At 53.9% G+C, this 16,336-nt stretch carries 14 protein-coding genes, 2 tRNA genes and 2 pseudogenes; 6 read left to right on the top strand and 12 right to left on the bottom strand.

Translation table 11 applies throughout. The features are described from left to right. Position 1: 1 nt before the first annotated feature. The 3 genes and pseudogenes from C7386_RS08470 to C7386_RS08460 form a co-directional block, all read right to left on the bottom strand. Positions 2-1,198, bottom strand: a complete 1,197-nt coding sequence (locus tag C7386_RS08470; RefSeq protein ID WP_158574692.1) for an amidohydrolase — start codon at positions 1,196-1,198, stop codon at positions 2-4. Between the two features lie 81 nt (positions 1,199-1,279). After that, complete coding sequence (locus C7386_RS08465) at positions 1,280-2,683, bottom strand: YfcC family protein (RefSeq protein WP_116705282.1); 1,404 nt, start codon at positions 2,681-2,683, stop codon at positions 1,280-1,282. Between the two features lie 387 nt (positions 2,684-3,070). Continuing rightward, positions 3,071-4,132: pseudogene (locus tag C7386_RS08460) on the bottom strand (DinB/UmuC family translesion DNA polymerase); the annotation flags it as partial. A gap of 212 nt (positions 4,133-4,344) precedes the next feature. Between C7386_RS08460 and C7386_RS08455 the strand changes: the two are divergent. After that, positions 4,345-5,523: a tyrosine-type recombinase/integrase gene (locus C7386_RS08455; protein ID WP_165815513.1), complete on the top strand. Its 1,179-nt coding sequence runs from the start codon at positions 4,345-4,347 to the stop codon at positions 5,521-5,523. A gap of 113 nt (positions 5,524-5,636) precedes the next feature. Here the strand turns inward: C7386_RS08455 and C7386_RS08450 are convergent. The 8 genes from C7386_RS08450 to fdxA form a co-directional block, all read right to left on the bottom strand. Continuing rightward, positions 5,637-5,727, bottom strand: a tRNA-Ser gene (locus C7386_RS08450). A gap of 66 nt (positions 5,728-5,793) precedes the next feature. Beyond that, positions 5,794-5,882: transfer RNA gene (locus tag C7386_RS08445), tRNA-Ser, on the bottom strand. Between the two features lie 79 nt (positions 5,883-5,961). Next, on the bottom strand, positions 5,962-6,309 hold the full coding sequence (locus C7386_RS08440) for an arsenate reductase family protein (RefSeq protein WP_110435964.1): 348 nt from the start codon (positions 6,307-6,309) through the stop codon (positions 5,962-5,964). 17 nt (positions 6,310-6,326) lie between these two features. Next, positions 6,327-7,166 (bottom strand): hypothetical protein, encoded by an 840-nt coding sequence (locus C7386_RS08435; protein ID WP_110435963.1) that lies wholly within the window; start codon positions 7,164-7,166, stop codon positions 6,327-6,329. A 13-nt stretch (positions 7,167-7,179) separates the two neighbouring features. Beyond that, on the bottom strand, positions 7,180-7,434 hold the full coding sequence (locus C7386_RS13465; RefSeq protein ID WP_147358774.1) for a hypothetical protein: 255 nt from the start codon (positions 7,432-7,434) through the stop codon (positions 7,180-7,182). A gap of 3 nt (positions 7,435-7,437) precedes the next feature. After that, positions 7,438-8,664, bottom strand: coding sequence for a cation:proton antiporter (locus tag C7386_RS08425; protein ID WP_110435961.1), 1,227 nt, complete (start codon positions 8,662-8,664; stop codon positions 7,438-7,440). Between the two features lie 196 nt (positions 8,665-8,860). Then, positions 8,861-8,995, bottom strand: a complete 135-nt coding sequence (locus C7386_RS13735; protein ID WP_275945093.1) for a hypothetical protein — start codon at positions 8,993-8,995, stop codon at positions 8,861-8,863. A gap of 1,105 nt (positions 8,996-10,100) precedes the next feature. Then, entirely contained in the window at positions 10,101-10,271 is a 171-nt protein-coding gene (fdxA, locus tag C7386_RS08420) for a 4Fe-4S ferredoxin (protein WP_110435960.1), read from the bottom strand. Positions 10,272-10,587: 316 nt separating this feature from the next. Here fdxA and C7386_RS08415 point away from each other — a divergent pair, with 316 nt between their 5' ends. The 5 genes from C7386_RS08415 to C7386_RS08395 all read left to right on the top strand — a co-directional run bounded on the left by C7386_RS08415 (position 10,588) and on the right by C7386_RS08395 (position 16,080). Continuing rightward, complete coding sequence (locus tag C7386_RS08415; protein ID WP_110435959.1) at positions 10,588-11,043, top strand: CtsR family transcriptional regulator; 456 nt, start codon at positions 10,588-10,590, stop codon at positions 11,041-11,043. Between the two features lie 210 nt (positions 11,044-11,253). Beyond that, positions 11,254-11,799, top strand: coding sequence for a UvrB/UvrC motif-containing protein (locus tag C7386_RS08410; protein WP_116705280.1), 546 nt, complete (start codon positions 11,254-11,256; stop codon positions 11,797-11,799). Beyond that, entirely contained in the window at positions 11,796-12,797 is a 1,002-nt protein-coding gene (locus C7386_RS08405) for an ATP--guanido phosphotransferase (protein WP_116705279.1), read from the top strand. Before C7386_RS08410 ends, C7386_RS08405 begins: the two co-directional genes overlap by 4 nt. A 137-nt stretch (positions 12,798-12,934) precedes the next feature. Then, positions 12,935-15,430: an ATP-dependent Clp protease ATP-binding subunit gene (locus C7386_RS08400; RefSeq protein WP_116705278.1), complete on the top strand. Its 2,496-nt coding sequence runs from the start codon at positions 12,935-12,937 to the stop codon at positions 15,428-15,430. 245 nt (positions 15,431-15,675) lie between these two features. After that, a complete protein-coding gene (locus C7386_RS08395) occupies positions 15,676-16,080 on the top strand; it encodes a hypothetical protein (RefSeq protein ID WP_116705277.1) in 405 nt (134 codons plus the stop codon). A gap of 73 nt (positions 16,081-16,153) precedes the next feature. On the opposite strand, the pseudogene C7386_RS08390 reads toward C7386_RS08395, so the two are convergent. Then, a pseudogene (locus C7386_RS08390) lies at positions 16,154-16,336 on the bottom strand (acryloyl-CoA reductase electron transfer subunit beta); the annotation flags it as partial.

Genomic DNA, 16,336 nt, shown 5'->3' with positions numbered 1-16,336 from the left:
CTCAATTCTCCTTTTGGTGCGCAAGGAAACACTGGTACACATCCTGCCAGGCAGCCTCATCCGTCACAAGGCGGAAGGCAGCCAGTGCACAGCACACAGCACCGTCATAGATGCCCTGATGAGCCCGCGCCTCTTTCCCGGTCTTTACCCATGCGTCCGTGTGAGGAGGATCATCTGTCTCGATGGTCTTTACCCGCAGGCAGCAGCTGGGCAGCCGGTGGGTCACCGCGCCGAAATCGGTAGAACCGCAGTCCTTCCGGGGCGGAGCAATTCCGTCACACGCAAATTTTTCTGCACACTCCATCAGCAGCGCACCCATGGCATCATTGATGGTGGTGTTGTAAATATGCGCCACAGGGGTAATTTGTACCTGTGTCTGGGTCGCCATGGCAGCAGCCTGGGCAATCTCCCGGGTCCACTGCTCCACGCTCTCCAGATACGCCATGGAGGAGTGGCGGATCTCTACCTTAACCTTGGCAAAATCGGGCACGGAGTTGACTGCCGTCCCCCCAGCCAGCACAATATTGCTCACCCGGCTGGAATCCTTGAGGTGATTGCGCATGAGCCCAAGCCCTGTCTGCAGCATGGTCACCGCATCCACTGCGCTGCGCCCAGCATAAGGCGCAATACCCGCGTGGGCGGTTTTGCCGTGAAATTCCACATCCATCTCGATCAGAGCCAGAGAGGGCGTCTCCAGCTGGGTCAATGTGCTGCCGTGCACCATGAAGGCCACATCAATATGGTCAAACCCGCCGTGGGCGGCCATCTCGTTTTTGCCTCCGTCCAGCGACTCCTCGCTGGGCGTCCCGATCACATGGATCTCAAAGGGCTGGTCCGAAGACTCCAGCACTCCCCGCAGGGCCATTGCCGCGCCGATCATGGCAGGGGTCTGCATATGGTGGGCGCAGCCATGTCCCTGGCCCCGCAGCGCATCATATTCCCCTAAAAATCCTACTGCGCGCCCTCCGGCAGCCCGCCCTCCCTTGTGGCGGTACACGGCACAAAAAGCCGTATCCAGCCCGGCGTAGGGAATGGTTACTTCAAAATCGTGGGCTCGCAGCCACTTTGTCAGCGCAGCTGAGGAGCGGTACTCCTCATAGCCCGGCTCGGCGTAATCAAAAATTTCGTCGCTCAGCGCGCACAGCTGCGGCATCAGCTCTGAAACGATATTCGCAATTTGCTTCTGAATTTCTTCCATGGCATGTCCCATCCTATATCTTTGAAATTTATAATATCCTGCCGTCGCGCCATGCAGTTGCGGCGGCCAGCTCTAAACGGATCAGTAACCGATCACCACAGCCAAAGCCAGGAAGGCCATAGAAACCAGGCTGAGCAAAATCACCAGCTTAATGACGTACTTCAGCCACACGGAATAGGGAATCTTGGACGCAGCCAAAAATCCCAGCATGGTGGACGAAGTGGGGTAGATGGCATTGGTCAGGCCGTCACCCAGCTGGAAGGCCAGCACAGTGCTCTGGCGGGTCAGGCCCACCAGATCGCCCACAGGCGCCATGATCGGCATGGTGGCTGCCGCCTGGCCCGTACCAGAGTTGATGGGCAGGTTGATGATGTTCTGCACCAGGAACATACCGATGATCTTTACCGAGCTGGGCAGTGCCACAATCGCATTGGCCAAGGCATTGATAATGGTATCAATGATCATGCCGTCCACCATAACGGTATTGATCGTACCGGCCACTCCCACAATCATCGCACCGAAGGTGATATTGGCCATGCCCTGCACATACAGATCGCAGATCTTGTTGCCGCTGAACCCGGCCAGAATACCGCATACCACACCCAGCACCAAAAACAAAGTAGCCATTTCGGTGATAAACCATCCCAAGTAGGCCACGCCGTAAATCAAAACGGCAAGCGCGATGACAACGGCCAGAAGGATCAGCTTGTGCCGTCCGGTCACTTCAATCGCAGATACATCCACATCCTCCAGGTTGGAATCCTCGTTCCCCATCAGGTTCTTGGAGGGATTCTTCTTTACCTTCTCCGCGTAATGAATAATATACAGGCTGGTCACAACAATAAACGCCACCAGGATAATCCAGCGATACCAGGCTCCGGAGAACATGGGAGTCACACCCGCGATGGACTGAGCCACACCCACATTAAAGGGATTATAGATGCCCGCCGTAAAGCCCACGATGGAGCCCATGGCGATCATGGCTGTACCTGTGATGGTATCATAGCCCACTGCCTTGGCCACTGCAATCCCAATAGGCACAAACACCAGAACCTCCACAGACATTCCCATGGTGAAGCCGCCTACGGCAAAGACCGTAATGAAGATGGGGATGAGCAGCTTTTCTTTTCCCGCAAACATCTTGCCCAGCTTGGCACAAAAGGCGGTGATCATCCCTGTCTGCATAATCAGCTCAAAGGCGCCGCCGATGATGAAAATAAAGAAGATGATCTCGTTTACGCTGGAGCTGCCCAGAGTTCTCACAAAAGCCATGGGGATTTCCAGCGGTGAAACCGGTGACGATTCCACCTGAGTGTATGTACCCGGTACAATCAGCATACGGCCGCTGGCATCCTCCTGGCGCTCAAACTGGCCGGCAGGAATCACGTAGGTCAGCAGGCAGACAACCAACACGATCAGAAACAGAATAATGTACGTGTGGGGCATCTGGATGCCTTTTTTCTTTTTCGACGTTTCAATGGACATTCTTCTCTGCACTCCTCACAATCAAGTGTCTAATAATTATACATTTATTTTTTTCTTTATGCAAGGGCAAATCGAGATTTATCGAGGAATCTGAATTTATCGTAAAAAACTCCCTTGAGCCGCTGGCGGCTCAAGGGAGTCTATGGATGTTTTGACCACTGTATCCACAAAAACTGATTAAAGTTCCAGCCCATTCCACGCTTCTGTCAGCCGACACAGCCGTTACAGAAGCGTGTGTGCTGCTGAAGTTTCCACTGGGCAGGCTGACACGGGCATAGCGGCCATCCCAAATTCAGTGTAAACTCCTCAGCTTGGAAGCGCGCAAAGTTTATCTGCAGCCACAGCAGATTCATCCCGCTGCCGCCTTCTCCTATACGATGTTCCCCCTCACAGACTGAGGGTACAGATGTAACGGATGGGTCGAATATGTCCTGCAACCGTGCGGTCTATGCGCCGATAATTCATAGTTCGTATGGGCACCATCTTCTTAATAGTGAGCATAACCTCCTGCATTTTTCGCTCCCGATCCAGTTCTGCTTGCTCTTGTTTTCGACGAGCCTCAACGGCAGCATAATCGGTGAACAGATCCATCTGCTCAAATTCGCCCTCTCTGGTCATCGCCTCACTCTCTGAAATCACCCGCCCCGCAACGATGTTAAGTCGCCGCACTATGAGGTCGGTATTCACAATACGATCAAAGAGCGCTGTAGCTGCCCCCATGATTTTCTTTGTAGAGGAGGTATAATCGTTCAGGCGCTCAGTTCCATGGGCGTGCTTTGGAACCTCGCGGCCATAGTGATCCTTGACTATTGGGCCATGATAACGATTTCGCCGTGCCGGATCAGTTAGGTTCTCAATGTCATAGCCGACCGTCAGAACAATCTGGTCGGTCATCAGCTTCTTACTCACCAAATCCAGTGCCAGTTGCTCTGCCATTTCTCTCAGCACCAACCGAGCCCTTTCTGCGGAATACGGGCAATGCAGGACCTGACCGGAACCAAGGCTGTTTTCACTGGGATGATATGCCTTAACCGCTTGGATGGTACAGGGTTCCCAGCCCCACGAATGGTCAATCAACAACTCAGCGTTTTTCCCAAAGAGCTGGTAAAGAAGATCCTCATTGCATACCGACATTCGCGCAACATCGCCCATGGTAAACATTCCGTGTGCCTCTAACTTCTTGGCGTATCCACGTCCAACCCGCCAGAAATCGGTGAGTGGCTGGTGCGACCACATGGTTTGACGGTAGGTCATCTCATCCAGCTCTGCGATGCGCACGCCGTTCTCATCCGCAGGGATATGTTTTGCCAAGATATCCATTGCGACTTTACATAAATAAAGATTCGTACCAATACCTGCGGTGGCTGTAATTCCGGTATTCTCGATCACATCCAGGATAATTTTCATTGCAAGTTCTCTGGGGGTAAGTTTGTAGGTGGATAGATAATCGCCAAGCTGGACTAGAGCATATTATAGAGAATTCTACGGGCAATAACAATAAAATTTTCGCTGATTTAAGTTATGAAATGCGATTGAATTGTGAAGATTTGAACCGAATTGCTGATGTTCGTGTATATGTCAATGATGTGCTTGAGTCCTCTGTTTACAATAATGGACATACAATCGAACTGTATGTGCCGGAAAGGAGTATTCTTTTACTTATGGCACGAAAAAATAAAAAGCGTGAAGCCGGAAGCGGCTCTATTACCAAGCGGAAAGACGGCCGCTGGCAGGGTCAGTATGTGTCCGGTTACAATCCGGAAACCGGAAAGCCTCGTCGTCATACCATTTACGGCCAAACACAGAAAGAAGTCGCAGAGAAACTGCGTGCTGCAACCTCCAGTATTGACAACGGCACCTTTCAGGAACCGCGTAAAATCACGGTAGCCGAATATGCCGCAGAATACATGACAACTCACGTTGCCACGCTGACCGATTCCACACAGCGCAGTTACGAGAAAAATCTTCGGCTGCATATTCTTCCCGCACTGGGTACTCGCCGTTTGACCGACCTCACCCACCGCGAGGTACAGCGCTTTGCTTCGTCTTTAAGCGCAGGCGGTAAAGGACTTGCCCCCAAGACTGTACACACCGTATTCGGCACGCTGCACGCCCTGTTGACCGCCGCACAGCGCGATGAGATCTTACAGCGCAATGTTGCTGACTTCTGCTCTCTGCCGCGTGTAACGCAAACCCGCGCCAAAGCGATCACCTCTGCCGAGCTGAATCAGTTTCTCGATCTGATCCGCAAGGACGAATTCTATTATCTGTTCTTCCTCGATATTTTCTCCGGTATGCGCCAGTCCGAAATTCTCGGCTTGCGCTGGGCTGATATTGACTGGAACCGAAACAGCCTTGTTGTACGCAAGCAGCTCCAGCAGAAATGCAAGAAAGGTGATTACAGCTATACGCTCATTGACCCGAAAGAGAACAAGCAGCGGCGTATTATTCTGGCGGAAACGGCTATGCTTACGCTTCAGAAGCAGCGCACCAAGCAGCAGCGTCAGCGTTTAGCCGCCGGACCGCTGTGGAACAATCCGTTTGATCTGGTTTTCACCAATGAATTTGGCCGCGCACTCAACCACCAGACCGTGTACAAGCACCTCAAGCGTCTGCTGCGTTCCTGCGGTATGGGCGATTACACGTTTCATTCTCTGCGCCACTCATTCGCTACGATTTCGTTAGAAAACGGCGATGATATTAAAACCGTACAGACAAATTTAGGTCACAGTACCGCTGCGTTCACACTGAAAACCTACGCTCATGTCAGCGATCAAATGCAGCGCAGCAGCGCCGCCCGTATGGAGGAGCTGATCTCCAGTCTGGGAGCCGTAAATTAGCCCGTTGCTGTCACGATTGCTGTCAAGAAAAATTAAGTCGTTCTAAAAGTTATCGTTTTCTATCTATAAATGCAGAAAAGCTGCACTTTTCGTAATAAAAAGTGCAGCTTTCATGGCGGAGACAGAGAGATTTGAACTCTCGCGCCGATTTCTCGACCTACTCCCTTAGCAGGGGAGCCCCTTCACCAGCTTGGGTATGTCTCCATGTCAAGGTATTGAGTTGTACGCGGAGTTATCCTCGATCGAACCCTCCGCGCGCAATCTCGTGATTGGCGGAACGGGTGGGATTCGAACCCACGCGCCCTTTCGGACAAACGGTTTTCAAGACCGCCTCGTTATGACCACTTCGATACCGTTCCGTATCTTGCCCGATAAGCAAGATTTATTATACAGGAATTCCTCCTGCTTGTCAACAGCTTTTTACAAGAAGAACGGCTGTTACAGCCGCTCTTCCCATTCTTTTACCTTAAAACCCGGAAGAGCAAAGTCCTCTCCGATGATCAGCGGGCGCTTGACCAGCATGCCGTCGGTCGCGAGCAGCGCATACTGCTCGTCCTCGGTCATAGCCGGCAGCTTGTCCTTGAGCCCCAGTGCCTTATACTGCAGGCCGCTCGTGTTAAAGAACCGCTTAAGCGGCAGACCGCTCTTTTCGTGCCACGCACGCAGCTCCTGCTCAGTCGGATTGTCCTGCTTGATATCACGCTCGTCAAACGCCACGCCGCGCTCCTGCAGCCACGTCTTCGCCTTCTGGCAGGTCGAGCATTTGGGATAGCATACAAACAGCATTTCGGTGTCCTCCCCTGTTAATCCTCGGCTGCCGTCTGCGCTGCGTCCGAGCGGCACAGGCAGAACAGCTCAGCAGCCAACATAACGCACGCTGCTGCAGCCAGAATGCCGCGCAGCACCATTTTGATCGACCACATGGACGGAATGCCCATCAGCATAGCCAGACCGTAGCCGCCGATATCCGACACCGACATGGTGACCGACACTGCGGCAAAGAACGCCAGCATAGCCGGAGCCGGCTTGCCAAACAGCAGACGCGCCAGCTCATAAAACGCCAGCACAATCATCACATCCGCTACCAGTCCAAAGCCAAACGACGCCAGCTTCGGATCGGTGCAGGTCATGCGGTAGTTGACCAGCAGATGCAGGCAGCTCCAGAACAGCGGTACGAGTGTCATTGCAGCGCTCTTTTCCGTCATCTGTACGCCCTGTGCCTTGGCCAGACTGATCATGCAGCCGCCGGTCAGCACACCCATGATTGCGTAGACGATCTCCAGAACACGCGCCCATGCAGCCACGTCCTGCTCTGCCGTGGTGATGGTCAGATACAGGTAACCCAGACTGCCCGCCGCTATAATCAGTCCCGCAACGACAGCAGCCATGCGGAACAGCGTCTCTTTCGTGCCGAGCAGCTGCTCAAACGGTACCTTATTGCGTGTCTTAAGCGGCAGCGCCAGCACAGCATATACAATTGCACTGATAACGAACAGCGCGATTACGAACCAGATCCATTTATCGCCTGCCGTCGGCAAGCCGGTGCTTACGTCAAAACCGTTCAGCAGGTGCAGCGCGCGCAGCGCAATCCCCGGAACACACAGCACGACCGCCAGAATCGGCAGGAGCTTCGTTGCTTTCATGTTGTTTCCTCCATTAAGAGATAGTATTAAACGCTACTATTATAGCATACTTGCCGCAAGGCTTCAATATCGCAAGGGCGAATATGCTGACGATAACAAGCAGGGCGGGGTGCCCCAGAAGGTGAATTGCGGCAAAGTTGCAAGAGAAGCCACTCCGGAGTGCCCCGTCCTGCAATTTAGCAAATACAAAAACAACGTCCTGCACACAATACAGGACGTTGTTTTCCTTCGGATGAAGCATTTTCCATTCTCCATCCTCAATTTTCAATTTTTAGTGCTGGCTTACCTTGGGCATCTGCACCTTTTCCTGTGCATTGAACTCCGTGTTTGCCGGGGTCTGCTTGCTCATGCCGAGCTTGAGCAGAATCGGCGTTACCAGCGTAGTAACGATAACGACCAGTACGATCGGCGGGAACATGTGCGGGTCGATCAGACCGGCCTGCTCGCCCTTCTGTGCTACGATCAGCGCAACCTCACCGCGGGATACCATGCCCAGACCGATGGAGAACGCATCATAGGTCTGGAAGCCCATGATGCGGGCACCAATGCCACAGCCGATGATCTTGGTCAGGATTGCAATGATGGTCAGTACCACTGCGAAGATCGCCATGGTGCTGGTCAGACCTTCCAGGTTGGTCTTAATACCGATGGAAGCGAAGAACAGCGGAGAGAACAGCATGTAGCCGAGCACGTTGGTCTTGCTTGCAACGTAGTCACGCGCAGAGGACAGACGGCACATTACGATGCCTGCAAAGTATGCACCGGTGATATCTGCAATACCGAAGTAACGCTCTGCAACATAGCTCATCAGGAATGCGAATGCTACCGCATAGATTGCAATACGGCGATGATGATGCCACTTCTCCTCCATCTTGAGGAATACGCGGTACATAACGAGACCAACAACCAGTACGAAACCGAAGAACGCAACGATGCGGCCGAGTACCAGAATCGGCTTTACCGACGGGTCAGTCAGTGCGGTCAGAATGGTCAGCACCACGATACCGAGGATATCGTCGATTACAGCTGCGCCGAGGATTGCTGTACCGACTTTACTTTTCAGCTTGCCCATCTCACGCAGGGTCTCGACGGTGATCGAAACCGAGGTAGCGGTCAGAACGACACCGATGAAAGCAGCCTTCAGCATGTTCATCGGGTCGGTCGGATCATTGTCGAACGCCAGATAGCATGCAACACCACCGATCAGCGGCACGATAACACCGATCAGCGCAATAACGAAGGACGCAAAACCGGTGGTTTTCAGCTCGTCCAGATCAGTATCCATACCTGCGTTAAACATCAAGATGATTACACCGATCTCAGCGGCCTTTACCAGAAAATCGGTCTCGCCTACCCAGCCGAGGCAGCTCGGGCCAACCAGCACGCCGGCAATCAGTGCACCGACAACCTGCGGCATATGCACGCGCTCCGAAGTAAGGCCGAATACCTTTGTGAACAACATGATGATCGCAATCGTCAACAGAAAGTCATATGACATTGTTCCCACCCTTTCTTAATGTGATAACCTTTTGCATAGAATATTATACTCTTTTTCGCGCAAAGAACCAGCTAAGATTTCAATTTTTGCTCCGTGATTTTGAACGAAATTACCAAACAGCGCATCCAATCTCTGTGCACTCTGCCAGTTTCGCTATTTTCTGACATTATCCAGCAGATCCTTCCGAAATCGCCTGTTATCCCTCTGCGAAGATATGCGTGCGCGCGCCCATGCGTCCGTCAAATACAAATCGGCAGAACGGACCGACCACAAAGATCTGCAGCGGATACGCCAGCAGGAAGCCTAATTCGTCTAACTTGATTTTGAACATTATTTTTCTGCCCCGTCTATGCCGCAAGGCAAAAAAGAACGCCTTGCGAGCATAAGCTTGCAAGGCATTGAAATTTTAGCTTTTTCATTATATCATATTGCACGGAAATTTCAAGTGTTTTTTCTTCGCCTATTCCTATTATATATTGTCGCCGCTTGAGAAGCGAACGAAATGTGCGCTGACGCCGCGCGGGCGCACAAGAGGGTAGACACCTGCGGTTTGCCCGTAGGCTGCTAAACCTTTTTCCCGCGCCGTGCGCGGATTAAATGAGTGCCCACCCTCTTGTGTATCTCCCCTTTCCCTTAGAGAGTCTGGCGCAGACCAGAGACCGGCGACCGCTCCGAAAAAGGGAACGGCAGTTGGGTTACCGTTGCGTGTTTTTCGTGAAATATTCGTAGTTCACAGATAGATTACTGCTACACAGGTGGTTTACTCTACGCAGGCGCGGCATGACCGTGCCGCGCAACTCGTGAGCGCGTTATAATAGACAGGGTCTGCGAGGATAAATTGTACCAAACGTCTAAATTCGTAGGTGCCGTGCGGTACAACGTGCCAAGGATTTGCGCGGCACTGTCATGCCGCGCCTTGCGTTGATTAACACGCATGTGTAGCAGAACGGTATCTGACCCTGCGAACAGGTTGCTCAAGAGGACGGACTCCGAAGGTAGTTCGTCCGTAGCAGAGAAAAAATCCTCTGCCGTCCCCCTATTTCACAGCGGTCACATGTTGGCAATCTGCGCCGGACTATCAAGCAAGGGAAAGGTAGGAGTTCAAAGAGGAAGGAAAACCGCAGGTTGTCCTTCCTTTTTGCCCCCGCGGCGGGCGCCGCGACGCTCCCGCCGTCCGCAGACGGCGAATCCCCCCGCTGAGGTTCAGCGAAAAACTCTCCGCCCGTTAGGGTGAACCGCCTGCGCGGTTCAAATACCCCACTCAGCCGGTGCAGAAAAAGGTGCCGCCCGGAAAATGACGAACACGCTTACGCAGTTCGCGTCCCCCAGCCATTCGGTGCCAAGAATGCGCGACCGCTCTGCTGTTTTAGGCAAAAGTAAAAACCCCATTCCAAACGGAACAGGGTTTTGTACTTCGCTTTATATGTGTTCAGGAATTAGCCCTGAGAGATAGCGCCTACCGGGCAGGAACCTGCGCAGGTACCGCAATCTACACATGCGTCAGCGTTGATCTCGTACTTGCCGTCGCCCTCAGCGATAGCGCCAACCGGGCACTCGCCAGCGCAAGAGCCGCACATAATGCAGCCGCCACCGATAACATATGCCATTGGTATTGCACCTCCAAATGTATTTTACAATTATCATTTTACCACAAGATTTAAAAAAAGCAACAAAAACAAGCGGTTAGTCTTTGGTAACTTTTATCATAGTACACAATTTGGGTCAGTTTATGAAAAATCGAGAAAAATCGTGATTCAAAGCGATATAGCGAGAAAACTCATGGTTAGCCTTATCTACCTCACTTTAATAGTCAGAAATGGTCAAATTTTTCTCTTGATTTTAGACGCCTCCGGATATACAATATAGACAATGATCAGGGAAGGTCAGATGAGTGAGTGCCTTCCCGGAAGGAAGTGAAACACCATGAAAATGTCCGATGTGATCGCCGACTTCATCGGTGAGATGCTGTCAGACGGCGGCGGCGTTGCTGAGCTGCAGCGCAAAAGCCTTGCTGACCGGTTTTCGTGCGTACCGAGTCAAATCAATTATGTGATAGAGACCCGCTTCACACCGGAGCATGGTTATCTGGTTGAGAGCCAGCGCGGCGGCGGCGGTTTCATCCGCATTATCCGTCTGCTGGATGACAAGCAGCGCACGCTGCTCGAAGCGGCACGCGGTATCGGCGGACGGCTGAGCCAGAACGACGCGGCGCGGCTGACACGCGCACTCGTTTCCGCTGAGCTGCTTACCCAGCGCGAAGGTCAGCTGCTGCTGTCCGCCTGCTCGGACGGTGCGCTGGCGGAGGTTGATAAGACCGACCGCGACAGACTGCGCGCCGCCATCTACCGATGTTCGGTAATGGGCGTTGCGACAGTCTAAGGGGGACGCTGTCCCCCTTAGATACCGAAAAAGTTCCGAAGAAACTTTTTCGGATAACCCCCTCTCGTTCGCACAGCGAACGAGGACGCGCCGCCACGGCGCGGGCAGCGGTATTCAAATCCGGCAAAGCTGGATTTGAATGAAAATGAAAAAGCAAACCAATTTACCTTATATAATAGTATAGAATCTCTTAGAGAGGAGTTTTGACTTATGAAATGCGAAAAATGCGGCAAGAATGAAGCTACCATGTATTATAAGGAAACCGTAAACGGTGTCACCCGTGAGATGCACCTGTGTCCGGAATGTGCACAGAAGGAAAACCTCGGCGGTGCGTTTGAAAACGCCTTTCAGTCGATGAACCACTTCTGGAGCGATCCGTTCCATTCGTTCCTCGGCGGCGGCTTTGGCAGCCTGTGGAATGACATGCTGGGCGAAGCGGCTCCGACCGCTACCATGCTCGGCACCGAGCGCAAGTGCCCGACTTGCGGCATGACCGAAAGCGAGCTGCGCCGCACCGGCCGCGTCGGCTGCCCGGACTGCTACGCCACGTTTGCGGATATTCTGAATCCGTATGTACAGAAGATTCACGGTGCAACGCGTCATATCGGCACGGCACCGGCGGCGCCCGAACAGCCCAAGGCTGATCCGGTGGCTGACCTCAAGGCACAGCTGAAAGCGGCAGTTGAAAGCGAAGATTACGAGCGCGCAGCAAGCCTGCGCGATGAGATCCGCAGAATGGAGGGTGAACAGAAATGAGTATGTTTGAGATTCACGGCGGCTTTACCGGTCTGGCTGCATCTAGCCGCGTCCGCCTTGCACGAAATATCAAGGGCTATCCGTTCCGTCTGACCGAACAGCAGCACAGTGAAATTGCTGACAAGGTATTCGCTGCACTGAAAGAAAACCCGACCATCGGTCCGGAGTTTGACAAGAAGCAGATCATCCCCCGTTCGACAGAAGCCTCTCAGTTGGTCGAGGAACACCTCATCTCCCCCGAGCTGGCGCAGAACGGCGGCTGGCTGATTGTCTCCAAGGACAGCGGCGTGTCCATCATGGTCGGCGAGGAAGATCATCTGCGTTTGCAGGTCATCGGCACCGGCCTTTGCCCGAAGGAATGTCTCGAAACCGCAAACCGTGTAGCTTCGCTCATCGAAGCGGCGCTGCCGTTCGCGTATGACGAGCGTCTCGGCTACCTGACCGCCTGCCCGACCAACATCGGCACCGGTCTCCGCGCCTCCATCATGCTGCATCTGCCAATGCTGACCGTAACCGAGCAGATGGACCGCATCATTGGCTACGCGGGCAGCCGCGGCTGTGCCGTTCGCGGCACCTACGGCGAAGGCTCGCAGGCGGTCGGCGGATTCTATCAGGTGTCCAATCAGGTTACTCTCGGTGCGTCTGCCGCAGAGCTGACCGACAAGCTGGTAGAAACGGCAACCACCATCATCGACGCAGAGAAGAAAGCGCGCGAGCAGGTACGCAGCCAGAATGAACCCGCACTGCGCGACCGCATTTACCGCGCGGCAGGCACGATGAAGAGCGCCTACCTCATCGACACGAGCGAAGCCGTACAGTGCATTTCCGATGTGCTGATCGGTCTGCAGATGGGTTTCCTGTCCGGCATGGACGCGCAGAAGCTGTACGCACTGGAGGAGCACATCCGTCCGGCAATGCTGAACGGCGCACCGCAGGACCGCGATAAGAAACGCGCGGAAATCCTACGTGAAGCGACAAAGCCGATTCAATTCAACTAATCACCTGTCCCGCAGGGGCGCACAGTGTGCGCCCACTCCAACCACGATGCTGAAATCCGGACGCACATTGTGCGCCCCTGCGAGGACGTTTTACCCCTAAATCAAGCTATTTTCCTACTCTGAAAGGAGTGTTATTTATGTTCTATCAAAACCGTTTTACCGAGCGTGCCCGTCAGGCACTGACGCTTGCACAGGAAGCGGCCGCTTCGTTCGGTCACAGCTACATTGGCTCGGAGCACCTGCTGCTCGGTCTGCTGCGTGAGGGCGGCGGCCCTGCCGCAAAGGCACTCACTGCCGCAGGCGTGACCGACGAAGCTCTCGTTCATCAGATCGAGGAGTTGTCCGGCCGCGGTACCCCGGATTCCACCGCGCCGCAGGGCATGACGCCGCGCACCAAGCGCATCGTGGAGCTGTCCGTACAGTCCGCGAACGAGATGGGCACCGGCTATGTCGGCACCGAACATCTGCTGCTCGGCATCCTGCGCGAAGGGCAGAACGTGGCACTGACCGCGCTTGCTAATCTGAAGATTACCCCGCAGATCCTTATTGAGAAGCTGAATGAGGCGCTCGGCGGCGTACAGGACAGCGTTTCCGGCGAGCCTGGCACTGCTGCAAACGGCGGCGCTGACAGCAAGGACGCGCTCAGCCAGTTTGGCCGCGACCTGACAGCCGCTGCCAAGGAGGGCAAGCTGGACCCGGTTATCGGCCGCTCCAAGGAGATTCAGCGTGTCATCCAGATTTTGTCCCGCCGCACCAAGAACAACCCGGCGCTGATCGGTGATCCGGGTGTCGGCAAGACCGCCGTTGTCGAGGGTCTGGCCCAGAAGATTGTTTCCGGCGACGTACCGGAGACCCTGAAGGGCAAGCGCCTGATCTCGCTCGACCTGACCGGCATGATCGCGGGCACCAAGTACCGCGGCGAGTTCGAGGAGCGCATCAAGAAGGTCATCGAAGAGCTGACCGCCAAGAAAGACACCATCCTGTTCATCGATGAGATGCATATGCTGATGGGCGCCGGTGCCGCTGAGGGCGCTGCCGATGCAGCGAATATCCTCAAGCCCGCACTGAGCCGCGGCGAGGTACAGGTCATCGGCGCGACCACGCTTGACGAGTACCGCAAGAATATTGAGAAGGATGCCGCTCTGGAGCGTCGTTTCCAGCCTGTTCAGATCAACGAGCCGTCCGCCGAGGATGCCGTTGAGATTTTGAAGGGTCTGCGCGACAAGTACGAAGCACATCACCGCATCAAGATTCCGGACGAGGCTATTGAAGCCGCTGTCAAGCTGTCTGTCCGCTATGTAACCGGCCGTTACCTGCCGGATAAGGCAATCGACGTAATTGATGAGGCCTGCTCCCGCGTTCGCCTGTCCAGCCTGACCACTCCGCCGGATTTGAAGCAGCTCGAGGACGAAATTGCCGCCGTTGCTGCAAAGAAGGAAGAGGCCGTCAAGGGTCAGGACTTTGAGAACGCCGCCAAGCTGCGTGACGAGGAGAAGTCCAAGCGTGAAGCGATGGAGGCCCGCAAGAAGGAGTGGGCTGACCAGCAGACCAAGTCGCACGGTGCTGTCACCGAGGACGATATTGCCGCCGTTATCTCCGGCTGGACCGGTGTTCCGGTTGCTCAGCTGACCGAGGACGAGGGACAGCGCCTGCTGCACCTCGAGGATACGCTGCATCAGCGTGTCATCGGTCAGAGCGAGGCTGTAACCGCCGTTGCTAAGGCAATCCGCCGCAGCCGTGTCGGCCTGCGCGACCCGAAGCGCCCGATTGGTTCGTTCCTGTTCCTCGGCCCTACCGGTGTCGGCAAGACCGAGCTGAGCAAGGCACTGGCCGAGGCCATGTTCGGCGATGAAAATGCGCTGATCCGCATTGATATGTCCGAATATATGGAGAAGCACGCTGTTTCGCGTATGATCGGTTCGCCTCCGGGATATGTCGGCTACGATGAGGGCGGTCAGCTGTCCGAGAAGGTTCGCCGTCATCCGTACTCGGTTGTCCTGTTCGATGAGATCGAGAAGGCACACCCGGATGTATTCAACATCCTGCTGCAGATCCTTGAAGATGGTATCCTGACCGACGGTCAGGGCCGCCATGTAGACTTCAAGAATACCATCATCATCATGACCTCCAACATCGGCGCACAGAAGATCACCGGCAGCGGCCGCAAGTCGCTCGGCTTTGCGGACGGCAAGCCGGAGGACGCTGCAGAGCGCACCTTTGAGCAGATCAAGGCCGACGTTATGGCGGAACTCAAGACCGCGGTTCGTCCGGAGTTCCTCAACCGTATTGATGACATCATCGTGTTCAACCGTCTGAACGAGGACGAGATTGCACAGATTGCTGACGGCATGCTCCGCAAGGTTGCTGCCCGCATGCAGGATATGGAGATCACCATGGATTGGACCGAGGCCGCTAAGAAGCATCTGGCTAAGGCTGGTTTTGATCCGGTTTACGGTGCCCGCCCGCTGCGCCGTGCCGTTACCAACGAGGTCGAGGATCTTGTTGCCGAGGAATCCCTCGAGGGCAAGATCAAGAAGGGCGACAGCGTAACGCTCGATACCGCCGACGACAAGCTGGTACTGACGCATAAGGACGCAAAGGCTCCGGCAGAAAACGAAAATAAGGACGAATAATCCTTATCTGGATAGCGAAAGAGGTACGATTCAGGAGAATCGTACCTCTTTTTTGTGCAGAATTGAGAATTGATAATGGATAATGAGCGTAACAATTATGCCTTCTGAATCCTTTGCAATCGTGCTCCCCTACGATGTGGGCTGTGCAAATCGTTTGATACGGTATCGTTTTCTCTAAATTTATACTTTCAGGACGAACCGATTTACAGTATAATAAAATATATATCAGACAAGGCGGTGATACCATGCTAAGCGCACGAATCAAAGCAATTTTCGTTCTGTTGTTCGCCACCATTGCGATTATGGCTGTAACGATCAAAAACACACCGCCGGTTTCGGAATATATGCAGACCGGAATCCGGCTGTCCGACCTGCCAGACAAGGAATGTGTTGCATTTATGGCATCCAAAGGGGCACACATGCCGGGTCATTACAAGCAATCGCTTTATTTTCCGGCTGCAACCAAGGACTATATCACCACTTTCGAGCAAAACCCGTATAAAACACTGCGTGGCGTATACAGCGACACATCCACAAATCAATCCGTCGAAGATGTCCGCAAAATCGTAAACGATTATTACGGGATTTACCATGTTGAATATTATCTCGACCACGACCCTGAATATCCCAGTGTAGGCGCCGAACAATGAACCCAAACAGCACAAAAAGCCTCTGTCCATCGGACAGAGGCTTTTCTATCAAATCTGAACGATATTCAGTTGATTACTTGGACTCCTTAGCAGCCTTGATTGCGTCGATCATCATCGGAACAACCTTGAACAGGTCGCCGCAGATGCCGTAGTCAGCTACATCGAAGATCGGAGCGGAATCAGACTTGTTAACTGCTACGATGCACTCGGAATCCTGCATACCAGCCTTATGCTGGATAGCACCGGAAATGCCCAG

The sequence above is a fragment of the Agathobaculum butyriciproducens genome (assembly GCA_003096535.1).
GTDB classification, from domain to species: Bacteria; Bacillota; Clostridia; order Oscillospirales; family Butyricicoccaceae; genus Agathobaculum; species Agathobaculum butyriciproducens.
Note: the sequence above shows the minus strand (reverse complement) of the source record. Positions and strands in the feature narration are given on the sequence as shown.

Coding starts and splice junctions, on each gene's coding strand:
- C7386_RS08425 (WP_110435961.1), bottom strand. CDS start 8,664: ATGTCATATGACTTTCTGTTGACGATTGCGATCATCATGTTGTTCACA.
- C7386_RS08455 (WP_165815513.1), top strand. CDS start 4,345: ATGGCACGAAAAAATAAAAAGCGTGAAGCCGGAAGCGGCTCTATTACC.
- C7386_RS08465 (WP_116705282.1), bottom strand. CDS start 2,683: ATGTCCATTGAAACGTCGAAAAAGAAAAAAGGCATCCAGATGCCCCAC.
- C7386_RS13735 (WP_275945093.1), bottom strand. CDS start 8,995: ATGTTCAAAATCAAGTTAGACGAATTAGGCTTCCTGCTGGCGTATCCG.
- C7386_RS08415 (WP_110435959.1), top strand. CDS start 10,588: ATGAAAATGTCCGATGTGATCGCCGACTTCATCGGTGAGATGCTGTCA.
- C7386_RS08410 (WP_116705280.1), top strand. CDS start 11,254: ATGAAATGCGAAAAATGCGGCAAGAATGAAGCTACCATGTATTATAAG.
- C7386_RS08470 (WP_158574692.1), bottom strand. CDS start 1,198: ATGGAAGAAATTCAGAAGCAAATTGCGAATATCGTTTCAGAGCTGATG.
- C7386_RS08400 (WP_116705278.1), top strand. CDS start 12,935: ATGTTCTATCAAAACCGTTTTACCGAGCGTGCCCGTCAGGCACTGACG.
- C7386_RS08405 (WP_116705279.1), top strand. CDS start 11,796: ATGAGTATGTTTGAGATTCACGGCGGCTTTACCGGTCTGGCTGCATCT.
- C7386_RS08440 (WP_110435964.1), bottom strand. CDS start 6,309: ATGCTGTTTGTATGCTATCCCAAATGCTCGACCTGCCAGAAGGCGAAG.
- C7386_RS08435 (WP_110435963.1), bottom strand. CDS start 7,166: ATGAAAGCAACGAAGCTCCTGCCGATTCTGGCGGTCGTGCTGTGTGTT.
- C7386_RS08395 (WP_116705277.1), top strand. CDS start 15,676: ATGCTAAGCGCACGAATCAAAGCAATTTTCGTTCTGTTGTTCGCCACC.
- fdxA (WP_110435960.1), bottom strand. CDS start 10,271: ATGGCATATGTTATCGGTGGCGGCTGCATTATGTGCGGCTCTTGCGCT.